The following is a 26,500-nucleotide window of genomic DNA, read 5'->3' on the forward strand; positions in this document are numbered from 1 at the left end:
GCAGGGCCATCCCGGTAACGGAGGTTATGGTCCCTGCCTTCAGGGCAGGGCCATCCCGGTAACGGAGGTTATGGTCCCTGCCTTCAGGGCAGGGCCATCCCGGTAACGGAGGTTATGGTCCCTGCCTTCAGGGCAGGGCCAGTACCCGCCAGCTCCCCCATGAATCATCGATTCGCCTGTCAAGGCAAGCGGAGCGCCGCGCAGCCCGGAGGGCGGAGCAAGCTCCGCGTAACTCAGCAACTTTTCTTGCGGTGTGCACCCGTAATTGATGCCCGCGATCCAACACCCGAAAGGGAAACCATGACCGCCTACGTACCCCGGCCTGCCAAAGGAAAGAGGGTCGAGACCCTCCGGCAGGCTCGGACCTTTGATTGCAACAAGAAGCACTACGTGAAGCTGGGTCTTTGCGGCCCCTGTGCCGCCCAGGCAGCATGGGGCCACCAGTTGGGCTTTTCGAAGTCCAAGCCGCCCTGCCAGGAGTGCCGGCCTCTTGTCGCCCGATTCCCCGTCGGGGAAGCGAATCACTGGCGTTCACTGAGTCCCCGGCATGGGGCCAAGCTGTCCAGGCAGCTCCGCCCGGGAACAGGCCACTAGCGGCGACAGGCGCCGAAATTCTGACAACGGTAGGTTGCTTGGCGCCAGCAGGAGCGCCGACGACTGAGGACGTCAATGAAATTGCCCTGACTGCCGTTCGTGCAAAAGCCGGGAACCCTGATCCTATACGCCCCTTGGGACACCGTTTCTTGTTGGGCCGGACACCGCACGTGAGCCCAAACTCTTCAACAGCCAGCAGGCACAGTTTATGTGCACGGCCAAGGGACACTTTTCCAAATTGGAGTCTTCATGTCAGTTCCGCAAAGGCGCGATCAAGGTATCCGAGCCCTCTATTTGGATCGCCGCCGGGCCGCTGAGGCAAGCGTAATTCAGTGGACGGTTCAGACTTATCACGAAGCGATCAAGCAGTCAGCGCTCAAGGGTCCCGTGAAAACACCTTGCGTGCCATGGTCGACTACGCAGGCAGCCGCCAAACCGCCGTCGACCGGTTAATCATTTGCTTACTTACCGGGCTGAAGGCGGAGGCGACTGTTACGGCCCATTGGCAGAAGGCTCGTGCCGCCGGTCTTCTGAAGAAGAAGGCCAGATGGAATACAACTTCGATCCACACGTTCCGCATTCCGGGGATCCAATATCCGGAGGATGAGATATGGGGCGAACCTCTTGGCGGGTGGCATGTCTGGACTGCTGAAGAGATTGCCTGGTGGGAAGGTCTTGACTCCCAATTCGGGGTTGTCCCGCCGTGGCGGGACGGAAGGCCTTTGCCGCCATTTTGAAAACCTCATTCTAAATAAGGCGAGCCATAGCCGATAGCGGGTAGGCTGGCGAGCCTTATTATAGGGCCAGAGGAAGAGGATCAGGGCGCTGCACCGGGGTGCGCCCTGATAACAATCGTTCCCTTGACCAACGGCACGAAATCATTGGTCGGCCGTGTGGTCGCTTTGTGCGACCACTTTCCAGCAGCAGAGCATGGCCCCGGTTGCCCTCCCTGGGCAACCAAATTGTCCGATGCCTTGATCGGGGCCTCGACAAGTTAGGCGTCGAGGACCTGTACGGCTGAGGTTATTTATGAGTGGGCCTTAGGGCCCGTGGTCGCGAGCCTGTGAGAGGTGCAGGAGCCCTGTAGGCCCTGCACTCCATGATGTATAAATCATATTTATTCCTCCCAAACCCGTACGGTACCGGAGGCGCTATGACGGCCGGGCGGCAACTCGATGCCGAAGGGGGTCTACCCCCACCCCTTTCAGTGAAGTCGCCGTCTCGGCTCCCGGTTGATTTCAAAAAACCGGTGCGACCCGGGAAATCGCTCCGGGTACTTCCCTCTGTTCTCCCTGCTCCACCGGCGCACCAGCGCCGCACACAGGACGACCAGCGCCATGCCGACCACTGCCAGCACGATACCTGCTGTTACGGGGTCCATGATTCTCTTCCTCTCAACAGTTGTACCGGCTGACTCAATCGACAGGGCGGCTAATGACCTGCCCATCTATTTCGACGTGCTGGCTATTCGCATCCTGGTATGGATCATCCCTAACGATCCCGTTCGTCCCTGCAAAAAGGCTACGCCCGTCTGCAGCCTTATGGTTCGTGATTGAAGTACCGGTTGTCTTAGTTGCAAAGCGGGCCACGTTCATTCCCGGGAAGCTGGGTTGCGCGGTTGCCGGGCAAAGACCGCCGTCGCTTGGCGACGGGGCTGTAATAAATGGCGACACGGACATCGCGAGGATCCTGTACGTAAGCACACCTCAGGGGACAATGTGCGCCCTACGCAAGGGTTGGCGGGTCCATCATGAGTTCGCATCAAGCCCGCTCAAAATTGCCGCACACCCAATGGAAGAACGGCCCGGTGCCTGCTGGGAGGCCCTGTGCACCATTTTTTTGACGACGCCGCGTCACCTGAGGCGCGGAAGCCGTGTCAGATCCCGGGCAACATTTTTCCTGCCCGGAGCGCGTGAACTCAGGCCGGGAGGCGCGCCGGGCGCCGGAGGTGCAAGTGGTCTAAAACGCGGGAGTACATGGGAGAGCAGCGACATGGCTTTGCAAGAGGCGGCGGAGAAACCACCATGAGCCTTCCGCTTGCGCAAGAGGCAGGGGTGAAACCACCATGTGCCTTCCGCTTGCGCAAGAGGCAGGGGTGAAACCACCATGTGCCTTCCGCTTGCGCAAGAGGCAGGGGTGAATCCACAACGACCGGGAACCACGAAAAGATGTGCTGCAACCATCACCGAAGAGGTGACAAGAGACGCAGGTGATAAACCTGTGCGCAGGGACTCCGAATCGAGTACCTGCAGGGTGACAGGTTCGCATACAACACTGCGTCAATTTGCCTCTTCACATTGAGCGGCCCAAGCAGGATGATCGACGTTATCAAGTCGCTTTGCGCGGTGAGCACCGGACTCAACTGCCATCGTCATTATGAGGGAAATATGAACGCACTACCGGAAGGAAAAGAAGGCGAGAGGAAAGAAATTGATGGCTTTCCGATGGTCTTTAGGGGTGGCGTGTGGAAATTGGAGGAGGGTATAGAGCCGCCGACGGGTGACAAGCACCCTCGGGACGGAAATGATCCTGACCGCCGTGCCTGAAGAAACAAAGCCAATAAAGCCGACGCGTGACTGGGCGACGGCGACTGCAGAACTTCGTGCCGCCGCAAAATGGACCATCGCTTCGCTGGGGCTCATCGGAGCGACAATCTTCGGTGCTGGCCCCATCATCAAGGGCCTGCCGTTCTCGTGGCAGGACCCAGAAGATCAGATGCAGATGATCATCGCGATCGGATTGGCAGTGCTCGGCCTTAGTGGAATCATCGGGCTCATCTTTGTTGTAGGAATAACATTCATGCCTGTGATGGTGAGCCTCTCAACACTGGACAAAAAGACACTCCACCAACTGCGCGAAGAACGCCTCCTTCCTCCCAAGTACACAACACTGAAGGATTTCAGGGAGGCGCTCCGGAACATTGATGCGCTCATTGTTACTCTCCGCGAGCAACTCAATCTAGCCAGCCCCAGTCAAAAAGCGGCTGCTCAACAGGCGTACGATGACGCCATCAAATACCGAACAGCGCTCGGAGAATGGCAGAGCAGCATCCTGGATCGGGATGCTTACAACAGGGTGAGAAATAACTTTTTTCGGCCGTTTGGCTGGCGCGGGGGTCTTGTGGTGCTTATTGCGCTAGCAGTTGTGAGCTCAGTCGGTTTCTTGTTTGCACTTAGTCGCCCGGCCGACCCAGTAGGCGCAGCTTCCGAGGATCCGGCACCTCGGGGACAGGTTGCCTACCTCACACCGGGAAGGGATACAACAGCATGGGCGCGCATAACGGAGACAGCGGACATCGCAGGATGCCTCGACACCACCGCAAACAATTACCTGGTCCTCGTACTTGAGAAGAGTGACACAAGGCAGACCGTACAGACTTTACCGCGAGATAAGGACTGTGAAGTATGGAAATTTGAGGTCCTCGTCCCCGAGGTTGCATCCATACAGCCTGTTGCAGAACCCAAAGAGATCAGGATTACGTACTCGCCGGCACCGAAGCAGTAGCAGCCCTCGTGGCTTAGCCTTCAGTTTCGGTGCGTTTCATGAGTACCCCTCCGGTGCACTTAGGCGCGGACCTGATGGAAGGGATGTCCCCGTCTAAAGGTTGCATAAATTTTGGCGGCGTTCCGGTACTCATTGGAGTTTTCGACCCCCAAACCTTCTACGGGAATTATCACCTTCCGCTCTCAGCAACGAACAATTTTCAAGGGAGCGCTGCAGGGGGTCTCCTTGGCTCGTGTGCTGCTGCGTACTGGGCCAGCATCTCAACACCGATTCGGCCACGGTCACTGATCATGATGCCGTGTTCCGGTGCCCAGCCACGGACCTTCGCAAGTGCTGGAAGCACTGCCGCGGGAAGTAGGGCGGCGTCTGGCTGTGGTGCCGGTGCGCTGCTTACGGCCGACCTCGATGTACGGGCGGAGCACACACTGCAGCTCCTCCTTCTCGCCCCGTCGTTTCCCCTCGGACCCTCTTCGATACTGCGTCATCCTCATCGCCGACGGCCAGCACCGCTCGCGTCTTTGGGTACCTTGGAGAACCATGGCGATGCGCCACATAGCCCTGGCGCCAACTTCCAGCCAGCGCAGTTCCCGACTCTTTAGCAACGCCCGAACCAGCGGTATGCCGCCGTTCAGTTCTTCGGAACTTGGTCAATAGTGAGGAAGCGCAGTGTGGACTCGCTTTGCCGTGAGGCTCAGCCGGTTCACGCTCAGGAGTGGCGAGACGAGCTTTCTTCTTCTGGGAGGATTTCTTTTTGCCGTGCGACTTGTTCGCCCCCAGACTTTTTGCCGAGGGGTTCGTGCTGGCTTGGGATAACCGTTCCTGCGATCCCTGCCGCTGCGCCGATGAGCAGGGTCATCGAGATGCCCATCGAGGAATTGTGCACGCCGGGTAGGCAGACTCCGGGGAACCACGCAGAGCCACAGCCATTGGAATCGTTGAATGTTACCGGCGTTAGTCCAACTATGCATCCGACTACGAAAACGTTTGGACCACTGCAGATGAGGACGTTGGCAGCAGGGATCTCTTCACGCTTTTCCTGACTTGTAGCAGTAGTTACGCGCCTAACCTGCAAACCTACGGATGGAACTAGCTTCTACGTGTCGCGCCAGGTGACGTTATCCCGAATCTGCATGATCACCGTTTTGGTGACGCCATGTTCCCGGGCCAGACGTGCGATCGTTCCGCGTGGACCGGGAAGCTGCTCACGGATAGCTCTGGCTATTTCCCGCGTTAGCTTTGCGTTCGCATGGTTTTCGCCCCTCGGCACGGTACCGTGACGGAGCCTGTCCTGCCCAATGTTCTCCAAGGGGGTGGCCCAGCGAAGATTGTCGGGCCTGTTGTCTAGCGGGTTCCCGTTGTGGTGGGCAGCGTGCATCCCATCACCGCGTGGTGGACCGTTCCAGGCCTCGCAGACGAGGACGTGCACACCTCTCGGGTTTCCCTTTCCGCAGTGCACCACGGCGTACCCTGCGACTGTGACGTAAGGCTTCAGGATAGTTTTGTTCCGACCTCGGACCCGGCCCATCGAACTGACCCAGTACCCGTCGAACCGGGTTGGTCGCCACTCTTCCCCGTCAATTGCATCCTCCGGGTGGACAATCGCAGTGATCTCAGCGGCCCTAGCCCGGCGGGCCTGTGCCATGGCATCCTGCTCCAACTTGGCCAGCACGAACGGTGAGGGTGCGGTTGTTGCTGTGGCTCTCAACTTTCCCTCGGCGATCAAGCGCACGTACTGCCGGGTGCAGTCATACACTTCGGCGATCTGTTTATAGCTGACTCCCCGCTCGATCAAGAGACGCATGTCGGCTACTTCCGCATCGTTGAACCGCGCAAATGGGTTGTTAAACCCACGCGATGTGTTGTAGCGGCCGCGGGCCTTTCTGTCTGCCATGTTCTCTTCGTGCGTGCCTACTCTCAGATGCGCGATTTCGACGCACAGGCGGGTGTCACAGGAGTGCAGCAACAATTGATCCGGGGACAGCACCTCGCCATACTCTAAAACCCATGCCGCCCGGTGGGCTCCCATCGTCTTCCCGCCCAGCACAAACTTTCCATACCCCTTGTTCGATACGCCGGCAGTCCAAAGCAGGCACCCGCTGGCAGCCCGTGACGTCTTGGCATAGAACCGCGCTCGGTCGGACGCGCTCGTCTGAACTGTCGAGGGAAGTCCGACCGCGGGGGTCGCAGTCTCGTCGCCGTACGATTCTTTGCCCGACCTCGAGGAGGAAAGTGAAGCGGAACTAGTGTCGGCGGCCGCTGGCTCTTCCTTACCGGCTTCCATCGTTTGCACCACCCTGAATCAGTGCGCGAAGACACGATTGCCTTGCTTGTATCACTAGTAGAGCAGACAAGGGGGACAATATTGGTTGGCATTGAATTATGCCCACTCGCCCGCATCAGTCCTCTGAGGAGCAGACCCTCCGGTGGGCGGAACGCAGGGCACTGGTTGGGGCGCGGATAAGGGAGCTGCGACTTGAGCAGGCTCTCTCCCAGGAAGCGCTGGCCCTGGAGTCAGGGTTGAGCCGCAACATGATCATCGGGATCGAGTGGGGCAAGAAGAGCGTGGCTTACGAGCGGCTGTGGGATATCGCCGACGTGCTTGAAGTACCAGTGAACGCCCTACTCCGCCCGCCGGATTCGTCTGCGGAGAAGGTGCCATACCGGGGCGGCCGGCGACCTATGGGCCGGTAGCAGTGGAAACCGTTTGCAATGCCCGCACATGGCAACCCAGCTGACGCTTCCACCAGCGTGTCGCATCACAGTGGACGCCGAAATGGTGGATTTCCACAATGAGTTCATTGAAGTAAACGCCGAACGGCTTCGACGGCTTGCTCGCCGAGGGCTTCTGGGAAAAAGGCTTTCCCGATGCCGGAGGATCCGTTTCATGCTTGGTTGAGAAGAAACCCTAATATGTTCGGCTTATGAAACGCCTGAAACAACACCACTTTCAGTTGGTGTTGCGACGATCGTTGGAACGCCGGAGCATGCAATTTCCCAGGATCGACGACAAGTCATCGACAAAAATGTCGGGCTCCTCCAACAAACTCGATATGGCCAGACTCGATTTCAGCCGTCGCCATGTCAGCAACCGCAGCAGCGAACTCTTCGACGGAGTACAGCTTGCCAGCCAATTCCCGACGAGCTTGGATTGCGCCGGGAGTTGCACGCTCGAGCAGGGTCGTCATCATTGTTCCTTCGATTACATCCCCGGAAACGATGGCTAAGGTGATGCCGAGTTCCGCCAGGGCCGGTATACGCTCCCGCAGTGCGTCCTCACCCGCGCGCTTGCTACGTGCCACGAGCTCGTAATCCGCTGTTGTGGGAACTGAATTAATGAAGTGGGCCTGATGGCTTGTCACGAAGATAACTCTGGAACCGGCGGGCATCAGGGGCGCAGCTGCATCGAGCATGTCGATTTGCGCATCACGGTTGAGTTTTAGAGCGTAGTCATGGGGCTTGCCGGTTTCCATGCCGCCGGAAGCGTTCAGGACCAGAATATCCAGCGACCCGAAGTGATGGATGGCCGCAGCGGCCAGGACTCGGATGTCCTCTGGCGAAGTCAGGTCCCCACCCACCGCGACAGCTTGGCCCCCGGCTTCCTCGATGCTTTGGACGACACTGACGGCCCGGCGTACTTTCTGGCGGTAGTTCACGACCACCGCCGCGCCTTTTTTGGCCAGTTTCAAGGCAATTTCGGCGCCAATACCGCGGGAGGATCCGGTGACGATAGCAGTCCTGTTTTGCATACACTCCATCAATGCTTCCCATCAGTGATTAGGGGTGATGCTGGCGTGTTCACCCAGGCCCATCGCGCTCCGACGGGTTGTTCCTATCGAGAAGGTTTAGGTTAGGCGCCAACTCATGAATTCGAACTACTCAGCCCCGACTGGATCCGGTCGGGGCCTCCTTAGGTGGCTTTGCGGGCCAGAGGATGTAGGCGATGGGGACTAGCGGGGCGGCTGCAGCCACCACGGCCAGACGCCATATCCAATCAACGAGGGGCCCGGCCGATGAAGGTCCGCCGACCAGCGCGATGCATGCGGCAAGAACGCCGGTCGAGAGCCCGCAGGCGAACCACCAGAGCCCTGTTTCGCGCCACTCGTGGCGTACTCGTTCAGTGCCATAAAGCCGGGGTTTCCGCGGTTGGGGTTCCCCGTACCTGGCCGCAAACCGTCGGTCCGCCCAGCGCACCAGACGTTTGCCGTAAACAACGGAAAAGCCTAGATAGATCGCACCGAGACCGTGAGTCCAGTTTGGTTCTGCTCCTGCTCGGAGGTCCACCACTATGAAAATGAGAAGAGCAAGATCAACGAACGGCGAGGCCCCAAGAAGTATCGCACCGAGAGTACGTCGCCGCAGTACGTATCGTGCTGCGAGACCCAGGACAATGACTAGCCAAAAGGCGACTTCAGCGGAGATTATCGCAAATAGCATGGTCGTTTAGGGTCCTATCGATGTAAGGCAGAGGGCTAGTTTTGCTCGGCAACTGTATGTGGGGGCGGGAAAGCGGGTCTAGTCACGTTGACCCGGGCCACTTCCGATAGGACGGTTGGCAGTGATGCCATTGCCCCTGGGGAGTCAATGCCGGTGCTCGCCGCCGGGCGAGTGACCGTCCCAAGGACAAAGAACCCGCTGTCCCTCAGCCTCGCAATGTTAGCTAAAACTATCGGGTTTCGGGTGGCTTGCCCCGGCAGTGACGGTGCCACTACTACTGGGCACTCGGCGCTCTGCAAAATTGAGAGCATCAGGCTGTCGGCGATACCGGCCGCGAGCTTCGAAACACAATTGAGGGTCGCGGGCATGACCACAATGGTGTCGGCCCATTGGGCTGCGTCCTGGTGGGTAACGGTCGTGGCCAATTCCGGCCACTCAGGCCCAATAACAGGGTTTGAACTGACAAGTGTCAGGAAGTCTGGCGATACGAACTTTTTGGCGCTGTGGGTTATGACTACCCGGACATTGACATTCGGATACCAAGTCTTTATGGCGGAGATCCATTGTGGCGTGTGGGCCGCGCCGATGGATCCCGTGACCGCTACCAGAAGCTGATTTCTGGGCAGGCACAATTCTGAAGGACGTCTTTCAACTTCGTTCACAGCACTCCTTCCGGCTGTAGTTATCGCGGCCCGGCACTAGTGCTCTTCTCTCAAAGCATCCATAGGTTCCAGCCGTGAGGCTCTTGCTGCGGGAATCGCCGCGGCGAGAACCGTGGCCAAGACGACACCGATGACGATGGATGCCAGGCTTCCGAATTTGAACTCGAAAAGTACCAAACCAGGCAGGTTTAGTGCCGCAATGTCCATGAGGGCAGGACTCGCTGCGGAACCCACCAGCACTCCTGCTCCAACGGCCAAGACGCTACCAAGAATTCCCAGAATGGATGCCTCGAGGGCCACGGAGGTGAATACCTGCCCCTTGGACAGTCCCAGTGCACGGAATAGGCCAATACTTCTGGTGCGCTCCTGCACTGACATGAGCAGTGTGTTTACGATGCCGAACATTGCAGCACCGATAGCGACGGAAGCCAAGAGATTCAGCAGTAAAAGGACTCCGTTCACCACGGAGCGGTAATCGCCCACGGTCTGCGCCGCCGTTGCGGCAGAGAAGCCTTGCTCTTGCAGCGACTCCACCACGGCGGTTACGTCGTCGCTAACTACGAGGGCATACGGGTACCAGCGGGCGGTTCCCGGTTCGGCTCCGGTTGTCGAATAGTTCTGCAAGAGCGTGTCGAACGCCTGGTTGCCGAACGGCAGGTTGCCGCCGATCAGTGAGCGTTCCTGAATACCGTTCACTTGTGCCCGGATCTCGCGAACAGTCCCGGTAAGATCCAGCACCCCCACCACAACATCCTGACCTATTGCAGCCTCTGGATTTGAAAAACCGAGGGGCTCGACCGAGTACGAAGGGAGGATAAGTTGAGGTTCGCTTCCTGGGCCGTCGTCCAGTTGCTCGCCGGCAACCAAACTGACCTTCTTCCCGGGCCAGTACCCGTTATATACGAACCGATAGCGATCCCCATCGGTCTTCTGAATGTACTGCGGGTTGGTTTGCGTGCTCGTGATGACTCTGTCGTCACCGACAGCGGACTTGATGGTGGCTATATTTTCCTCGCTGAGAATCCCCGCACTCGTGCCGGCTACCGCTGACGTGAGGTTAGGGTCGTACTTGTCGAGGCGTTCGCTGAGAAGAGCGGTTGATGCTGTAGCTGTAACGTGGATGGTGTTTTCTGCCCCAAGAGAGGACGTTTGAGCCTCAAGGTAGCTGTTAACTCCCGAGCCGAGACCGCTCGTCACCGTGAAAGTGAAGGCACCTATAAACACGGCAATGACTGTCAGCAGCGCCCTGCCCTTACGACGGAAGGCGTTCTTCAACGAATACCGGACGAGGTCAAGGGTGTTCACTGCGCCGCCTCGTGCCCAGCCAAGGCAGCAGGTTGCATAATGGCCCCGTCTGCGATGGCAACCTCACGTCCGCATCTTGCTGCGAGGTCCGGGCTGTGTGTGACTATCACGAGGGCTACTTTGTCCTTGTCATTAAGTTCGAAGAGAAGGTCAGAAACCAGTGCACCGTTGGTGCTGTCCAGGCTGCCCGTAGGTTCGTCAGCGAAGATGACAGCCGGCCCATTTATGATGGCCCGGGCAATGGCCACCCTTTGCTTCTGGCCGCCTGATAAGCCGGACACACGGTCATCAATGCGGTCGGCGACGCCAAGGCGATCCAGCACTTCCGCGACTCGTTTCCTTCTATTCCTGGCTTTCGCTATCAGCAGCGGCATCTCCACGTTTTCCAGGACCGTGGAACCTGCTTCCAGGAAGAAGCTCTGGAACACAAATCCAAAGTCGCGGTTCCGTACTTTGTTGCGTTTTGATTCAGTGAGTTTGTTGAAGTCATCGCCGCGGTATAGGACTTTGCCGCTATCGGGCGTATCCAATCCGCCCAGCATGTGCAGAAGGGTTGACTTGCCTGATCCGCTGGCACCGACAATAGCCAGTGTTTCATGTTCGGCAATGCTAAGACTTACGCCTTTCAACGCTTGAAATGCAGCGCTTCCCGTGCCAAACGTCTTGCGGAGATCATGCACGGACAGAATGTCTGACTGCATTTCGTGAACCGAACCCTTTCATTTGCTGCATTTGATAGACAGGCTGCGGAGGTCAAACCCGAGCCGTCGGGCTTGACATGTCTCAGCGTACTTCACGGGATTGGGCCATGGTAATCATCCTCGGCTACCAGTCGGGCCGCGGATAAAAGATCTGCATTCGCCAGTGGTCGCTGGCATTCCGGGCTCCTGCTGATGGCAATATCAGGTTCGACGCCGCGGTTTTCGATTCCCGCATCTTTGGCAAAGTTTCTCAGCTCAAATTCAGGAACGGTCATTACCAGTCCTGCGCTGAGTTTATGGGTACGCGTGAAGCCCGTTCCAGCTCCGAAAGTTCGTGCACCGGCGAGGGTAAAATAGGGTGAGCGCGAAAGCGCAGCAGCGAGATTTTCGCCTCCAGAACCTGTCCGTTCATTGATGAGCACAATACCTTTGCGGGGACCGCCCAGCAGAATATTTCGTGCGTTGCCCCGAATCATGACTGAACTTCGACAGACCAAATTTTGAAGCAAGCCGGACAAGTAGTCGGCGTAAGGCCCTCCCTCGTTAGAACGGAGATCCACAATAATCGAGATGCCTTCATCCCAACCCCGACTCAGGCGTTCCACAGCCTTCACACCGGCAGTCGAAACATCGGGCAGGTGGACGTATTGTGCCGATCCGCGGGTCGCCTCGGATACGATCTCGCAGCAGTCCCGAATTTCGTCGGCATACCAACCGCTCAGTGTCACCGGAAAGGCGAGATCAACCCTTTGTTCCCCCGCTTCAGCCACTCTCAGGGTCACGTACGAGTGTCTGGACTCTGGCAACGGCACCGCATACGGATCCACCCCGGCCGGGATTGCAGAACCGTTAATGCCAGTGATGGGGCTTAGAGAATAGCCCGCACCGGAGAAGGAAGGTTCCTGTGTGACCCATCGTCGGGAACCATCAAAATACGACGTTTCTGCACCGAGCGCCCGATCATCGGCGAGGCTACACGTAGGAGCGCCGATCCCGGCCACGCTGGAGTGCGACACACCGAGTTCGCCGAGTAACTGGCGCAGGACCCTTGCAGTGTCGGCCAGCGTCTCAACTCTCTCAAGGCTTGTCCTGTACTTATCCAGGGATGCGCCGCGCCAGCGTTTGTCGCCTCCGTGCAACGCATAACTGCACACGATGTGGATGACTTCCCAGAAAAGTGCCGCCCGGTCCTTTTGCGTTCCCCAGGGCGCTCCGCCCGAATGCCTTTCAAACACCAACGCGTCGACCTGCAAGCGACCGTCGTCGAGTTCGAATGCAATTGTTGTAGCATCCCCCACAAACCTGCGTCCGGCACTAACAGAGAGCCCGGGCGTAGGCCATATCATGCGTGCAGTTGATCGGTTCACCGATGCGATCCCGCCAGCTGTGAGTGCCAACGCCGATGTGTTCTCTACCCCTCGCGCAAGAATCCTCACGTCCTTGGAAATGGGGCACTCACCGTCAACGGAGTCGAGTCGCACCGCACACAATACGGACTGCGACTGAAAGGGAGCCGCAGTTCCAACGAGTGGATTTGTGGGGCGCGACAGAAAGAACAGGTCGTTGCCGTCCCGACTTATGACCGGACTCTGAAGCTCTTGCCCATAGGGGTTGAGCTGTTCTCGCTCTCCGGTCTTGGTGTTCACCACGATAATACGCTTGGCGGAAAAGTCGTCCTGGTGAACCCACGTCACGAAAGGGCAGCCGGGATCGGCGTAAAGGTCGGAGACCTGCAGGGCCGCCTTCCGGTCCAGACGCCGGAAGGCGCCTCCGACTTCGCCCTCAGTGATCTCGAGGCTGAGTACTTCTGCTGCTGACGTTGCGAGGACGATCCCGTTTGAGTGAGAGGCCAATCCCTCGACCCGAAAGTCCAAAGGTTCTGTGGGAACAATTGGAACGCCGGTCCTCGTGTCGGGGTTCCATAGTTGCAGCCTGCTGGTGGCGTAGCGGCTGGAGGCGACATACACTTGGCCGTCCCCGTTCCAGCAGTAGGCTTGGACAGGTCCCGCAGTGGAAGGAAAGCTGTGGAGGAATGACCCGCGAGAGTCGTAAAAGTCCAGGCGGCCGGACGCTAGGACGCCCATGGCGCCTGTCGCGGAGCACCTGCTGAGCGCGTCCACCGGAGCGGGGGGTGCAGGCCTTTCGGATGAAAAGGACGTGCCTGTCCCCGGTGGAAGTCGGACTTCAAGAGGTTGCGGTACGCCCTTGGCTGAGTCGTAAGACCACAGGTCTCCATCAAGCTCAAAGACAAGACCATTCTGTCCGGCCCTGAGATCACGGAGTCCCCGAATCCCGAAATTCGTGTGTTTTGTGACGTCTCGAACGTGCGGTGATCGTGATCGGGAATAGATGTTGGTACACCCGTCTGGGTCATCCAAATACCATATCCGGCCGGCATATGCGACGGCGGAGCTTGGGTTGCCGTTGGGTGTGCTGACGCGGTTGAGGCCGGCGGTTCTCGTTCCCCCCCAGATGATCCCCGCTGCGCCTCCTCGGTAACCCGCAAATTCGGCAGAAGGAACGGTGGCAGCGGAACCGATGAGGTATCCGTCGGCCCAGCTTAGGGCCGTGAACGGCGCCCAACGCCACTCGTCTCGTAGTCCTGTCTGAATGTCCAGTTCGAAGGCGCTGTCTGCTGTCCATCCGGGAACGGTCGGATAGGTGACCAAGATGGACGTGCTTGAGGCCCAGCCGGAAATGTGCATCGGCGTGTTTTGCGAATGGAGGACCTTGGCTGTTCCCTCCCAACTGTCTTTCATGAGTAGTTGGTGCACTCCCCCGGAGTGCGCGCTGGCAACGATCATGTGGGTATCTTGACTTGCCGAGAGGCTCAGAATTTCGCCGGAACCGAAATCTATCGGTTCCGCCTCCCCGCCATCGAAAGGAACGCCCCAAGCCTTTCCTGAGATAATGACAGCAATCCGCGACGGGCCCGGCGAAGGGTGCGTGCAGTATGGCCGCTGTTGTGAATTTGTGGAAACTGCGCCGGCGTGTGTCTCCACAAGCTCCCTTCCGACGACTGTCCTGTCCTTGATGATTGATGTGCACATGCTGGTTTTCTGGAGTTGAGCCCGGCCCTTGGGGGGGCCGGGCTCAACCCTGCTATGTGTTGCTTAGCAGTTGAAGCTAGTGAAGCTCGCCATTACAAGATCGGAAGCCACCTCAACCGTTTCAACTTCGTGAATTTCGTTGATGTCCATGTTTGCACCCCCCTCCGCGTTTTTGGATATCGCTTTGTTGTGTACCGCTAGGACGAGAACAATTGGAACACTCCCCGCCCTGTGAGGTGACAACAAAACGAGCATAGTGGACCATTCCCTTAAATGCGAGAAACGGCGGGAAAATTAAGAATGACGCAAGGGCTGACAGAAATTGGGCGCGGCAGATTACATTCAACTTTTTGCCAGCCGCGCCCGCGATGTTCCATTACCGGCGACCGAAAGGGACAGTGCGGACAGAAGAGGAAAATGATTGCAGGAGACTATAGGGGCTCGACATCGCACAATTCGACGTGGTGGCCACGGTTATAAGACGTGAAGCCAGATTGTTCCTGCCTACTCGGCCCTCTTGCGCCCCACCGCATGAAGGCCCGGGCATATTAGTTTCACCAGGACTTGGGGACTCGCTCAGATTTGAGAATTCTTTGTAACGCGTTTGTGCTCCTCCGACGGTCATCCTCCGAAAAATGGGAGACTGGCAGAACCTTTCCAGCGGCGATTTGTGCCCGATACTCGGTTTCGAGGATGCTCCCGATCACCATCACTTCAAATTTCCCGTCAACGTAGAGGTGATCGCGAAGAATTCCTTCGATGGTTATGAACCCTGTCGTCATCATTCCCAAAACGTGGTGGTTATACCCGGCAGTCCTGAACTCAAGCCGGTGAGCCCTCATTTGGTCAAAGAGGAAGGCGAGAACCTGCTCCAGAGACAAGGCGCCGTATCCTGTTCCCACATGTTCAGGCGCGAGAGCAATTCCGACGAGGAAATTTCCGTCGTAGCTCAACTTTGACCAGCTCACGACCCCGATGAGTTCCTTGCTCTCGGTTTCAACAATTCGGGCATCACGGCCGGCGGCTGGGGATGGCGCCAGTTCTTCGGGAGTCGGATTATGTGTGACACCGCTGGCGAAGGTGCCGACCCTTCCGTCAAACCACTGCGAGATCTCTGGAAGGTCCGCGTCCCTAAACGGTCTCAACCTGACGTGGGTTTCAGTCATAATGTTGTTCTCCTTCATCAGCTGCAGGTCTTTCTGGATGGCGGTTGTCATGCTGGCAGCCATGCGTGCCGGGCGGATACGTGGCCTTTCAAAGTAAGTTTCCCCGTGCCAACGGCGGTTCCATGCCGAGGAAAGGCAGCGGGCCGTGACCGTGACCCGCAGCGTCCAGCGCGTAGACGGCCCCTGCGAGCCCCTCTTCAAGATCGCAGGAAAACCGGAGTTGGAGCTTGCCGGGGAAGGAGACACTCCCATCGACGAGCATGAAGTGTTGGCGGAGCGCCGTTGTATTGCGCCGCAGCAATTCGCCTGCAACAGCAGATAATTGCAGGCCGTCCCGTAAGTAGGCAACAGCGCCGCTTCGTCCGTGGAACAATCCTTGGGTCGCCCAGAGACCGTCAAGGCACGTGGCCTCCGTTCGCCTCAAGACTGCATCAGCATCCGCATTCGGACGATGGTGCTGCAGGGCACGCAATGCAAAACCAACGCCCAAGGAACCCGTCGCTAGGCTAGGCAGGAGCTTGCCGTTGCCGCCGTCAAGGAGGACGACTCCGCCTTCTACGTCCCGCAAGGACTTTAAGTCCTCGCGGGCAGAGTTCAGAGCCAGATCCAACCAAACCTCATTTCCGGTCCTCTCAAAAAGACGCACGAAGAACAGTGCGACACCACTGCATCCGAACATCAGTCCCTTGCCTTTGATCGCCTGAGACATATCAGCGTGGGCTACCCGGTGTCCGATTTCTGTCGCGGCATCGGTGCTTCCAAGAATCAGGCAGGCCAGGCCTATACCGGACAGGCCTGCGTACAGGTCCGGGTTGGTGATGCTCTTCGCTTGGGAGAGGGCTTGTTCAAGCACCTTATGAGCCGCCGAGGTTCTACCCAGGGCCTTAAGAACGAGCGCAGAACCTGCCGTACCTGAAAACAGTCCTGGCACATACCGGTCAGACGTTGAGGAAGCAGATTCGAGCCAGTCGACTAGGGGTCTAAGTTCCGGCTCCGGGACGTGACCGTTCAGTACCAGCAGTGCTCCTGCGGCTCCCTTGCCCAGGCTCCACGGCACCCCGCCGGGAGTAACAGGAAGCAACCACTCCGGGTTCTCTGGGGCGGCTAGTTTAAGAAGGGTGTTTCTGGCTTCGTTCAACAAGCTCTCAAGGGGTAGTTCGTCCGCCACTGGGACAATTTCTTCCCTGAAGTTGCTTCCTAGGGAAGCCACTGGTGAAGGGACAGCTACCGCAAGTGAAAGTTCTCGAAATGTATCAGAATCAAGGTTGAAGCGGCCTGTTGCTTCGGCTATGTCCCGCTGCAGCCTGTGCGTTGAAAACTCCCAGACCGCGTTGTTCGCGGTAAGGAACCACAAGTGCACGAGTGCGAGCCGGATCCGGTCAGCTTCGGCACCCGTCCTTCCATAAGTCCCGAATCCCTGAACGTAGGGGAAAGCGTCCGCGCCTTCGTCTCGCGCTGAGAATACGCTTTCAAAATCAACCAGCTTGACCGAGTCGTCGTTTTGAATGAGCAGATTTGCCGGATGCAGATCGCCGTACACCAGGTCCTGAGCATGAAAAGCGTCAAGGATACGGCCGATCTGAGCCACGATGCGCTTCACACGGCCGGCGTACCGTTCGAAGTCTTCCGGCAGCGCATTTGGCGTGGAGCCGGGGTGTATCGCCGCTAACCACTCAAGGGCGCGGCTACCGGGACAGTACTCCTCGACAAGGAAGACTCTGTCGGGAAACTCGTGCCACCCCAGTAAGTCAGGGATGCCGGGAACCCCGCGTAGGCGCTCAAGTGCCCACCGTTCCCGGGCCACACGTTCCGCACCGTCGGATCCGTTAGCGGTGAGCCCCGTTAGCCTGCGGCCCTCTTTGAGAATGATGGGACGGCCGTCCGTGCTGGTTGCACGGTACACTCCCCCGGCGTTTGAGTAGTGGAGGGACTTAAAGTTGCTGTAGGGCAGGATCCGGTCGGCGGTTCCCTCTTGTCGCCTGGCTAACTCGTGCTCAACGGCCAGCGGTGGTTGGACGCCCTCAGGCAGGCGAAACCTGAGCTCGCGCCTGTCCTGAATGATTGTTCCGTTCCCGGATTCGAAGGCATAAGCATCGTAACCGGTCGGCAGGCCGATCATGCGGCGGACGAAGGCACCGTAACGGACGTGGACGGGCGTATCTGCAATTTGAAGGTCCGTGAGGATCGTCGGAGCAGTCATGCCCTTTAACTTCGCGATCAGGATCTGGATAATCTCATCGGCTTGTTGCGTGCTGCCCGGGTAGATAGTGATGAATTTCCCGCTGCTGGCACGGTCTGCATACTTGGAGTTCATGCGCATGAAGACGGCGTCCGAAGGCACGTACTTGAAGGGCAGGCCTTGCTGGATGCATTCGTCTGCAACGACGCGGGCTGTTTCTTCGGCGTCCTCCCGGGAAGCCGAGATGTGCACTTTCCAGCCTTGGTCCGGGATCGGAACGCCGTCAGGTTTCATCCCAACCCATGGTGAACTCGTGGCGTGCTTCCTGTTCCATCCTGGAGGCAGTACACGCCTGTGAATGTCGTAGGATTTCGGAGGATCATCGGGGAAAAGCGGCGGCCGAAAGTATGCACTGTCCATGTGCATGTGCAGGAGCAAGTCGTTCATCTATTTGGCTCCGCTTACTGTCGTATTGAGGCGCCTCAGCCGGGACGTCGAGATCACCATTGCGAGTGTTACGAGGGCCAGCATCCAGCCGGTGCTGTACAGGCCATCCCCGGCCCACGACAGCGGAAGGTAGGTTCCGTCGGACAGCGTGCCGCGAAGCAGGTCCAGAACCGATGTGACCGGGTTGTACTGAACCACGGGCTGCAACCACGCGGGTAATGCTTCTTGCGTGACCATCATTGTCGACAGAAAAGCCGGCGGCGTGGTGACAATAACGGCCACTTGGGCGGACGACTCCGGGCTGGCCACGGATAATCCGATGGCAATACCTATAAGCGTTGAAGTAACGGAGACCATTGAAACGATCAGAACGGCAAGCACAGCGGATTCGACGTCCATTCCAGGCTGCCAACCCATGATTGCTGCGGTACTCATCAGCAGACCCGTCGCCAGAATGGTAATGAGGCACTCGGACACGGCACGGCCTAGGAAATAACTTGTCAGCGATATAGGGAGCACCTGATACCGCCGCAAGGTGCCGGATTGCCGCGCGAACGCCACGGACGATGCAGTAGTGGCTGACAAGAGAAGCACGGACTGGAGAACAACTCCGGGTAGTAGGAACCCGACGTAGCTCCCGCCCGGTACCTGAACGGATCCGCTAAGAAGTACAACGAGGAAAAGCAGGATAAGAACTGGTTGGACCGATGCTATGGCCAGCCGCTCAGGCGACCGCCACAGAACCAACAAGTCGGCTCGGGCGAACTCCAACGCATCCTGGACCAGAAATGCAGCGGCCTGTGAGCGGAGGTTCTGAGTGGGCTTAGGCACTGCGCACACCTTCTTTGCCACTGAGAGTGAGGAAAACCTGGTCAAGGGATGGTGCTTCCAGTAACAGCGACTGGAATTCGATGTCCTGCTGGGTGGCAGCTTGGAGGAGCAACTCCATGGTTGAGGATGTAGCGTCCGTAATTTGTACTTCCGACCCGATAATCCGGACGGTGCCGTCAGGCACCCCCCTTCTGACCAGCCAGTCTCGCAGCCCCATGAGCTGGGATGGCTGCGATGTCCCGGTTAGCGTCCGTGTTCCGCTCAAGCCGCGCAGGGTGTCCAACGACCCTTCGGCAATGATTTCCCCTGAGCGCAGGAAAACTGCCCTATCCGCCAGGATTGACGCTTCATGGAGGTATTGGGTTGTCAGCAGCACTGCCGTGCCGTTTTGCACCAGGTCCCGCAGGAGGGCCCACAACATATCGCGAGTTCGGACATCGAGCCCAGTGGTTGGCTCGTCGAGCAGCAGCACACTCGGTTGACCGGCGAGGGAAGCTGCAAGATCGAGTTTGCGTTTCATCCCACCGGAAAACCTGCTGCTAGGGATGCTGGCTGAGGCGACCAGGTCAAATGCTTCCAGCAAGTATTGGACCCGTTCCGCCCGTTCACGTCGAGGGACATGGTAAAGGGCGCACGAGAGGGCCAGCGTTTCGCGTGCCGTCAGTCTAGGCTCGAGGGTGAGTTCCTGCCTCACGACCCCCAGATGCTGGCGGGCAAGGCGTCCGCCAGCAGCAGTGAAGATATCGTGTCCGCTGATCCGTACCGTGCCATTGCCGGGGTGCAGCAGCCCGGAAGCCACCTGAACGAAGGTGCTTTTCCCGGCACCATTGGGCCCGAGCATGACTACGATTTCGCCTGCCTGGAGGGTGAGGCTCACATCATGCAATACGGGTTTCCGCCCGAAGGAGACGCTAATATCGTGCGCCTCCAAGGCCATGACAGTTCGGGGAATGCCAGCTTGTCGCCGCATTCCCCGTCTCGTGGGCGTCACTGGGCGTCCACTTCAGTGCTGTGCAGGACGGGAGGAATGTCGTCTGCTGTGCTGATGACCCTGAGCACGGTGACCTTGCGTTGCCGGGCACGTTCGAAGGCGAAACTAATCGCTGCGGCTATGTCATCTGTTCTGTTCACTGTTCGGCAGAACACACGGTCGCTGCCCGTCTCGACTCTGGCCAGCGCGCTGCCTTCAGCCTCGACGAAGCGCACATGGGCCCCTTCTTGCCGGGCCTGCCTGTCAAGCCATCCAAATCCGCCATCGTCAAAAATGACATAGATGAGCGACAACGCATGCCGGCTCAAAAAGGAAAGATCAGGCATAAAAGAGTCGAACGCGCCATCGCCTGCGACGCAGACGACGAGCTTGCCGGTATCAGCAGCGATGCCCGCTGCCGCGGCGACTCCGAAGCCAAGAGTCGTTTGCTCGGACGGGACGACAACCGCGGCACCTTCGGCCAGAGGAAAAAACGGAACCAGATAGCTCCATATATCGTGCAGGCCGTTCTCTTGCACAACCACAGCTTCGCCTGGCATTCTCCGTGCAAGTTCCGCCAGAGTCTCCGCGCAGCGGGACCCGGCCGCGGAGGAACCGGACTGACGTAACGATGCCTGCAGGGATGCAAGTTCTTCAGACCAGTCTGACGCGTTCGCCTCTACGTCGGTTTCCCATTGTGTTGTTATCTCCGGCAAGCTCTGCAGCGGGATGTCCAAATAGAATCCACCCCTGGAGAAATCCACGTCCTCAACCGAAATATTGATCTGGACCCACGGGACGTCAGCAGGGAGGCCCAGCACTGCGGTTTCCTCAAGCCTGCTGCCCAGGACGATCACCAGGTCTGCGGTAGCAATAAGCTCCGCCGTCGGCTGCATCATGTAGAGGCCGGACAGTCCGAGATAGCGGTGGTGCGACTCGGGGAACGATCCGCGGCCCGACGCGGTCGTCAAAACGGCGGCGTCAATACTTTCTGCGAGGGCCACATAGGCTGCAGTGCACCCAGCGGATCGGGCACCTCCGCCCAGCAGCAACAGCGTCCGCGAGGACGAACGGATGACGCTGGTCAAGGCACTGTCGGCCCCTCTGGCAGGGGGGTCCGCCGACGGTACAGTCAAGCTTCCGAGCCCGTCCGGGATCTCCACGAAAACAGGTCCCCGTGCTCCTGAAAGTGCCCGTGCGATTGCGGCCGTCACAGTTGCCTGGACGTCATTGATGGTTGGTACCCGGACGGCCCATTTGGATACCGGCTGCGCCATGGAAACCAGCGGGGCGTCTTGGAATGCCCTGGCAGCGAGCCGCTGAGTGGCTGTGCCGGAAGCCAAGACAACGACTGGTGCTGATGAACTCAGCGCCTCAAGCATCCCGGGAACGGCCGCCGCCACAGCAGGTCCCCGTCCGAGAACGCAAACGGCCACCTTCCCAGTGGCGAGTGCCGATCCCGTGGCCATGTGCACGGCCGTTCGCTGGGAACTGCACCAGAGGATGTCGATGCCATGCGACTCTAATGCCCTCGCTGCCTGCATGTCGTCGTCAGGAAGGCCAAAAACCCGCTCTACTCCAGCCCGCTTCAGCACCCGCACCGCCTCCGTCCAGGCTGTTGAAGCGGCCAAGGTGTTCGATGATGGCTCGCTGGCGATGATGAGGTCCGGGGTGGTCATGACACCGCTTTCAAGATGAGTGACGCGTTGTGCCCCCCGAAGCCGAACGAGTTCGATAAAACTGCCGTAAGTCTCGCTCGTCGCGCCCTATGCGGCACGAGATCAAAATCGGGGAAGTCAGAATTGTCGAGATTGATGGTCGGAGGGACGATCTGGTCACGCAGTGCCAAGACACAAAAGATAGCTTCAAGAGCGCCAGCAGCACCGAGAAGGTGACCCGTCATGGATTTCGTCGAGCTGATCGGAACGTTGAAGGCATGTTCCGAGAACACTTCTGAGATGGCCTTCAGTTCTGTTGCGTCGTTATAAGCCGTGCTGGTGCCGTGCGCGTTGATGTAATTGATGTCGGTCGGTGCGAGGTTCCCGTCAGCCAAGGCATCCATCATCGCGATTTTCGCGCCGAGACCCTCGGGATGCGGCGCCGTCGCATGGTGGGCGTCCGAGGAACACCCGTAGCCCGCAATCTCTGCCAACGCCACCGACTTACGCTTTTCGATGGAGCGTTCAGACTCCAGGAGCAGCGCCGCCGCCCCGGACGACATCACGAATCCAGACCGGTCCCTATCGAACGGACGGCTCGCCCGGGCGGGCTCGTCGTTCCTGTTACTGGCCAAGGCGCGTAAGTTGGCCGTCGATGCTATGTCCTGGCGGTTGAGTGAGTCGTCCGCACCCACAACGAGGACGGCGTCCGCGTACCCGTGTCTGATCATTCGAGTGGCTTCACCGATGCCGACGGTTCCTGTGGCGCAGGCGGCAGATATTCCGTGGGTGGTGCCCATTGCGCCGTACTGAACGCCCAAATAGGAGCTCAGTGCGTCGGCCCCACCGTATATGGTCACGTTCGGTGACACCGCCCGCGGCCCGCGCGCGTCCAGGATACGAGTGGCCTCGTGGACCGCTTCGGTCGTGCCGTAGCCCGTCGCGGCAAGTACGGCGAAACGACGCGGATCAAAGCCGATGGCCTGATTCGTTCCTGGTTCTATCTTCATGGCCTGCTGTGCAGCCGCGACCGAGTACCAGATGTACGGGCTCAAACGCCTGATGTCCACATGAGGGAGAAATTCCTTGGCATCGAAGCCCTTCACTTCTCCGCCAATGGTGACGCTGAGGTCTGTGCAGTCAACGTTCTGCAGGGTGGCTATTCCGCTTTCCCCGGCACAAATTTTCGTCCATGTTTCCTCAGCCGTGTTGCCGTTCGGCGTTACGGCCCCCAGTCCAGTTACGAACACCTTATGATTCATGAAGATCCTCCAATTGACCTGCTGTCCTAACGGTTTCCCTGAGAACCCATCGCTCGGCTACAACCTCGGTTACGTTCATCGGTCCCAAGATCCGTTTGCCCCCGTGAACGGTGAAACCGGACTCAGCACCGTACCCGCCAAAGGGCGCATACGAGGCAGTTGAACTCCCGAGAGACTGGTCGCTGGACACCATATAGTTGGCCGATAAGCGGCTGGCTTGATCCTCCTGGACCCCGTATAGGGTTACCCCGAGCGCGTTCTCCAGGTACTCGGACGACAGCAGAACGTCCATAACTTCATTGAGTGACCCGTACTTTGTAATGGTGAGAATAGGTGCAAAGTGTTCGACTGGTTTCACAAGATGAGGGTGGTCAAAGACGACGACGGCCGGGTCAAATGTCCTGTGTATGTAATTGACCGCTCCTCCGCGTGTGATCCGCTTCCCATGCTCAAGGAGGTATGAGATGGCCTCGAGCAAAACCGATTCCTTATGAATGCCTGGCAGCCTCCCCTTGGCGTGGTCCAGGTAGGCGGCAAGCTCGTCATCCACTGCCTGGTCGAATCGATCGCAAATGGATGAGTGAACGAAGACTATGTCAGGGGCCAGGCAGTCCTGGCCCCCATTGAACATGCGGGCCCGCACAACCTCCCGAGCAGCGACGCGGATATTCGCATGTTCGGTAATAACGGCAGGATTGTAGCCCTTGCCAAAGAACATGAAGAGATGCTGGCGGCTAAGCCGCCTGCACACGGACTCCGCGTTCTCCCTGCGCCCGGTGAACAGAACAACCGCTGGCTCTGCGGCACACTGCTGAACAAATTCGGCCTGATCCGTGGTCTCGACACTGACCTTACCGCCGGTGGCTTCATCAAAGATTGACACCAGAGTGTTGACGATGTTGGCGGTTCCCTTGGAAGGCCGCACGGAAACCTTCCTCGCCCAGAGGGAGGGGATAAGACAGTAAAGTGCGAAAGATTCCAGGATGGCGTTCGCCGGCATGAAGACAAAGACGGGCGGTTCCGCGGCGGGCTCATGGAGGGCTAGCTCCCCTGCCGCGTTTTGCAGGGTCGCCAGCAGCGCCGAGTATTCTTCGGCGATGGTCGCCGGATCAGTCCAACCAGATAAAGCTGCCCATAGGGCTTCCTTCTGTGAAATCGCTACTTTCAGCATGGCAGCTGCGGCGGGTGCCACGTCTGCTAGATCGCCTTTCCTTCCCGTTTGGAGGGCCTGCGCGAATGCGACAAGCTTCGAGTTGCTGATCTTGCCGCCCGCGTTCAGAGGCAGTTTTCTGAGCACTTCAATGTGGTCCGGTGCCTCGTGGTCGAAAAGGACTTCCGCGACCTTCCGACGCCAGTAGCTCCGGCTTCGGTACAGCGGGTCCTCCACCAGGAGCCAGTACCCGTCTGTTCTTGCTGCTTTGATAGGGACAAGGTGGCCGTCCACTCCCCTGGTTCTGAGTCGCCGCGCAAGTTCGGCAAGGTTGAATGTGTATCCCTTGCGCGATATCGCACCCGCACGTCCTGCAACATGAAGTCGCCCGTCACAGAGGTGCCCCAGATCGCCGGTATCGAACCAGCCTTCCGGATCGGTTTCGAGGCGTTCGAAGGCGACGCCGTCCGTTCGACGGACAAGGATCCTGCCAGGGGCACCTTCCTCCACGTCCCTGCCCCGGCCGTCCACGACGCGTACCCTATACGTACTGATCAGACGGAAGCCGGAGTCAACGGCATGTTCGTCGATGAAACCAACGTTCCCCAGTTGCGCCATTCCGTATCCGTCGATGAGTGATCTCCCGCTCATAGACGAGAAGTCCTTCTGCAGCGCCGCCGAAAGAGGCGAACCGCCGACACCCCAAACCCGCACCGAAGTCAAAGCTTGTGCCAGCTCGGTCTTCTTGGATACGGCACCGACCAGCGCCTGATACACGGGAGGACTGGCATCTACGGCGGTGACCCGATGGCGTGCAATGGTTCGAGCTGCCTCGCTGACGCGGGTGCGGCTTGCAAGCACAAGGTCAGCGCCCAGGACCATGCTGATAAGGACAACGCTGGCGCCGTACTGGCCGTTGAGCGGGAGAAGAGGCAGAAAAACGTCTTCAGACGCATATCCGAGCAACTCGGATGTGGCCCTGGAGTTCTCGCAGATTTCAGCTCCGGATTTCCAGACCACGGCTGGTGTACCGCTTTTGGTTCCCGAGGACAGGATCGCCAATGCCCGCTGTTGCGAAAACCAAGGGGAGAGTTGCACCGGCTCACGCACATTGGTCAATCCCAGGTCCATATCAACGCGGCTTATCGCCCGTAATTCGTCGGCAAGGTCGACAACTGCATGACCCGGAACGACGCGGCCTTTCCCGGTGCTGAGTATGTAGTCGACAGCCGGAAGTTCGGACTCATATCTGCCCAGCGCCTGCGCGTCATCAACCAGTACAACCTGCGCGTTCAAATTTGCGAGTGCCAGCAGGGCCAGGACAGAGCGGCCGGTGTCATCATTTTCCAGCACAACAACTTGGCCGCGGTCTGCCCCCTTCTTGAGCAATAGGCCCGACACCGCCCCGATGGCATGGGCCAACCGTTCGCCCGCAAGAGTGATGCCGTGCCACGACACGGACCGGGGCATGAAGGCAGCAGAATCCCCCACGAATTCTTCGCCGCTCACCGGGGCAGCCACGCTGCGTTCGGGGTTCCCGCCAGATAATGTTGTAGCGCCTCACGTCCTCTTGCTTTGTCGCTGTCGCTCACCCTTGGCTCGAAAGGCACTATGCCCTGCAGTTCGTGGTCTCTTGCCTGCGACAGGTACTCGGCCCTAAGAATCGACCACACAGTCAGATCGTGGTATTCGCCATCTAGGAAAAGCGCATCCCGCAGCACGCCTTCAATCGTCATCCGCCTACGGGTGAACGGCAGAATAGCGAAAGCGTTAACGGCTGCCGTCGTAAATTGAACCCGCCAAGCGTCGAGTGACTGGAATAAGTGATCTAGGAGTGCGATGAGCGCCTCGGCACCATATCCTTGTTGCCAGTCAGCGGGATCGCCTATAACGACACTGACCTCAAAAGAACGAGCGTGCCTCGCCTTTCGCCACATGACCGCGCCGACGGGACCAATATTGTTCGCATCAGTGATGAGGCAATCGACGTCACCGGCTTCTATTGCCCGACGAAGAGACCGTCCAGTATGCCGGCCTCGTGTTGCAGGAATTGAGACATCGCCAAACGGATTAGAATTCAGCCATTCCGCTACCTGTTCGTACTCTGTTGGCCCCGGCGTGCGCAGCAGGACACGCCTGCCCTTCAAATTTTCATCCCCCATGGCGACAATATAAACCATTGATTCGAATAATTCGCAAACTGCGTAGCAAAGGATGCCATTCGTGCCAAGTCAAGCGTCCAAGTTCACCAGCGTGATACCCCTAGCTATAGCCTTTATCCCGCCAGTAGTATGGAATTCGCCAGTTGGTCACGCGGAGTCAACGCATTCCCGCTATGTGATGTGCCAGCCTCGGCCCGGTCACCACGGTGCAGGTCTCACATGCGACGGAATTCCTGGCGCTGTGATGCTTTCTTCCGACGCTACGAGGGTGCGTCACGGGTCAAATAGGCGAGGAAACTGGCCGTGCTTATTCAGTGCCGATCATAAGGAAATACGTTCTTGCCGTTGCACCCAGGCCCTTCAACGCCCGCGGGCACGTGGCCTTTGCTGGACGTCTTGAATCTACGTCCGCTTCCCGTGAGCAA

19 protein-coding genes and 2 pseudogenes are annotated in these 26,500 nt (G+C 58.6%); 3 read left to right on the forward strand and 18 right to left on the reverse strand.

Annotated elements, in window-relative coordinates:
• Nucleotides 1-926: 926 nt before the first annotated feature.
• Both AC5RV1_RS15595 and AC5RV1_RS15600 read left to right on the forward strand, forming a co-directional pair.
• Complete coding sequence (locus AC5RV1_RS15595; RefSeq protein ID WP_493995174.1) at nt 927-1,331, forward strand: hypothetical protein; 405 nt, start codon at nt 927-929, stop codon at nt 1,329-1,331.
• A 1,762-nt stretch (nt 1,332-3,093) separates the two neighbouring features.
• Nucleotides 3,094-4,098, forward strand: a complete 1,005-nt coding sequence (locus tag AC5RV1_RS15600; RefSeq protein WP_493995175.1) for a hypothetical protein — start codon at nt 3,094-3,096, stop codon at nt 4,096-4,098.
• Nucleotides 4,099-4,297: 199 nt separating this feature from the next.
• Here the strand turns inward: AC5RV1_RS15600 and AC5RV1_RS15605 are convergent, their stop codons facing one another.
• The 3 genes from AC5RV1_RS15605 to AC5RV1_RS15615 form a co-directional block, all read right to left on the reverse strand.
• Nucleotides 4,298-4,522 carry an Lsr2 family DNA-binding protein gene (locus AC5RV1_RS15605; protein WP_493995176.1) on the reverse strand — a complete coding sequence of 75 codons (225 nt, stop codon included), beginning with the start codon at nt 4,520-4,522 and terminating at the stop codon, nt 4,298-4,300.
• Between the two features lie 282 nt (nt 4,523-4,804).
• Entirely contained in the window at nt 4,805-4,966 is a 162-nt protein-coding gene (locus AC5RV1_RS15610) for a hypothetical protein (protein WP_493995177.1), read from the reverse strand.
• A 225-nt stretch (nt 4,967-5,191) separates the two neighbouring features.
• Complete coding sequence (locus AC5RV1_RS15615) at nt 5,192-6,379, reverse strand: HNH endonuclease signature motif containing protein (protein ID WP_493995178.1); 1,188 nt, start codon at nt 6,377-6,379, stop codon at nt 5,192-5,194.
• Between the two features lie 98 nt (nt 6,380-6,477).
• Here AC5RV1_RS15615 and AC5RV1_RS15620 point away from each other — a divergent pair, with 98 nt between their 5' ends.
• Nucleotides 6,478-6,789, forward strand: a complete 312-nt coding sequence (locus AC5RV1_RS15620) for a helix-turn-helix domain-containing protein (RefSeq protein ID WP_493995179.1) — start codon at nt 6,478-6,480, stop codon at nt 6,787-6,789.
• Nucleotides 6,790-7,109: 320 nt separating this feature from the next.
• On the opposite strand, the gene AC5RV1_RS15625 is transcribed toward AC5RV1_RS15620, so the two are convergent.
• The 15 genes and pseudogenes from AC5RV1_RS15625 to AC5RV1_RS15695 all read right to left on the reverse strand — a co-directional run bounded on the left by AC5RV1_RS15625 (nt 7,110) and on the right by AC5RV1_RS15695 (nt 26,093).
• Nucleotides 7,110-7,853, reverse strand: coding sequence for an SDR family oxidoreductase (locus tag AC5RV1_RS15625; protein WP_493995180.1), 744 nt, complete (start codon nt 7,851-7,853; stop codon nt 7,110-7,112).
• A 714-nt stretch (nt 7,854-8,567) separates the two neighbouring features.
• A complete protein-coding gene (locus tag AC5RV1_RS15630; RefSeq protein ID WP_493995181.1) occupies nt 8,568-9,194 on the reverse strand; it encodes a flavoprotein in 627 nt (208 codons plus the stop codon).
• Nucleotides 9,195-9,230: 36 nt separating this feature from the next.
• Nucleotides 9,231-10,499: an ABC transporter permease gene (locus AC5RV1_RS15635; RefSeq protein WP_493995182.1), complete on the reverse strand. Its 1,269-nt coding sequence runs from the start codon at nt 10,497-10,499 to the stop codon at nt 9,231-9,233.
• On the reverse strand, nt 10,496-11,200 hold the full coding sequence (locus AC5RV1_RS15640; RefSeq protein WP_493995183.1) for an ABC transporter ATP-binding protein: 705 nt from the start codon (nt 11,198-11,200) through the stop codon (nt 10,496-10,498). The genes AC5RV1_RS15635 and AC5RV1_RS15640 overlap by 4 nt, the downstream gene beginning before the upstream one ends.
• 92 nt (nt 11,201-11,292) lie before the next feature.
• Nucleotides 11,293-13,167: a S41 family peptidase gene (locus AC5RV1_RS15645; protein ID WP_493995227.1), complete on the reverse strand. Its 1,875-nt coding sequence runs from the start codon at nt 13,165-13,167 to the stop codon at nt 11,293-11,295.
• Between the two features lie 249 nt (nt 13,168-13,416).
• A pseudogene (locus tag AC5RV1_RS15650) lies at nt 13,417-14,250 on the reverse strand (hypothetical protein); the annotation flags it as partial.
• 554 nt (nt 14,251-14,804) lie between these two features.
• The gene (locus AC5RV1_RS15655) at nt 14,805-15,467 is read right to left on the reverse strand and encodes a GNAT family N-acetyltransferase (protein WP_493995184.1); all 663 of its coding nucleotides are present in this window, start codon (nt 15,465-15,467) and stop codon (nt 14,805-14,807) included.
• A gap of 37 nt (nt 15,468-15,504) precedes the next feature.
• Nucleotides 15,505-18,042, reverse strand: coding sequence for a class III lanthionine synthetase LanKC (lanKC, locus tag AC5RV1_RS15660; RefSeq protein ID WP_493995185.1), 2,538 nt, complete (start codon nt 18,040-18,042; stop codon nt 15,505-15,507).
• A complete protein-coding gene (locus AC5RV1_RS15665; protein ID WP_493995186.1) occupies nt 18,043-18,894 on the reverse strand; it encodes an ABC transporter permease in 852 nt (283 codons plus the stop codon).
• Nucleotides 18,866-19,750, reverse strand: a complete 885-nt coding sequence (locus tag AC5RV1_RS15670; RefSeq protein ID WP_493995187.1) for an ABC transporter ATP-binding protein — start codon at nt 19,748-19,750, stop codon at nt 18,866-18,868. The genes AC5RV1_RS15665 and AC5RV1_RS15670 overlap by 29 nt, the downstream gene beginning before the upstream one ends.
• Before the next feature lie 110 nt (nt 19,751-19,860).
• On the reverse strand, nt 19,861-20,931 hold the full coding sequence (locus AC5RV1_RS15675) for a thiamine pyrophosphate-dependent enzyme (RefSeq protein WP_493995228.1): 1,071 nt from the start codon (nt 20,929-20,931) through the stop codon (nt 19,861-19,863).
• Nucleotides 20,932-21,147: 216 nt separating this feature from the next.
• A pseudogene (locus AC5RV1_RS15680) lies at nt 21,148-21,522 on the reverse strand (thiamine pyrophosphate-binding protein); the annotation flags it as partial.
• Entirely contained in the window at nt 21,519-22,763 is a 1,245-nt protein-coding gene (locus AC5RV1_RS15685) for a beta-ketoacyl-[acyl-carrier-protein] synthase family protein (RefSeq protein ID WP_493995188.1), read from the reverse strand. The pseudogene AC5RV1_RS15680 and the gene AC5RV1_RS15685, both read right to left, overlap by 4 nt.
• Nucleotides 22,753-25,422, reverse strand: coding sequence for an aldehyde dehydrogenase family protein (locus AC5RV1_RS15690; protein ID WP_493995189.1), 2,670 nt, complete (start codon nt 25,420-25,422; stop codon nt 22,753-22,755). Before AC5RV1_RS15690 ends, AC5RV1_RS15685 begins: the two co-directional genes overlap by 11 nt.
• Nucleotides 25,419-26,093 carry a GNAT family N-acetyltransferase gene (locus tag AC5RV1_RS15695; protein WP_493995190.1) on the reverse strand — a complete coding sequence of 225 codons (675 nt, stop codon included), beginning with the start codon at nt 26,091-26,093 and terminating at the stop codon, nt 25,419-25,421. Before AC5RV1_RS15695 ends, AC5RV1_RS15690 begins: the two co-directional genes overlap by 4 nt.
• Nucleotides 26,094-26,500 lie beyond the last annotated feature (407 nt).

It is taken from the genome of Arthrobacter sp. Hb9-2 (genome assembly GCF_059091165.1).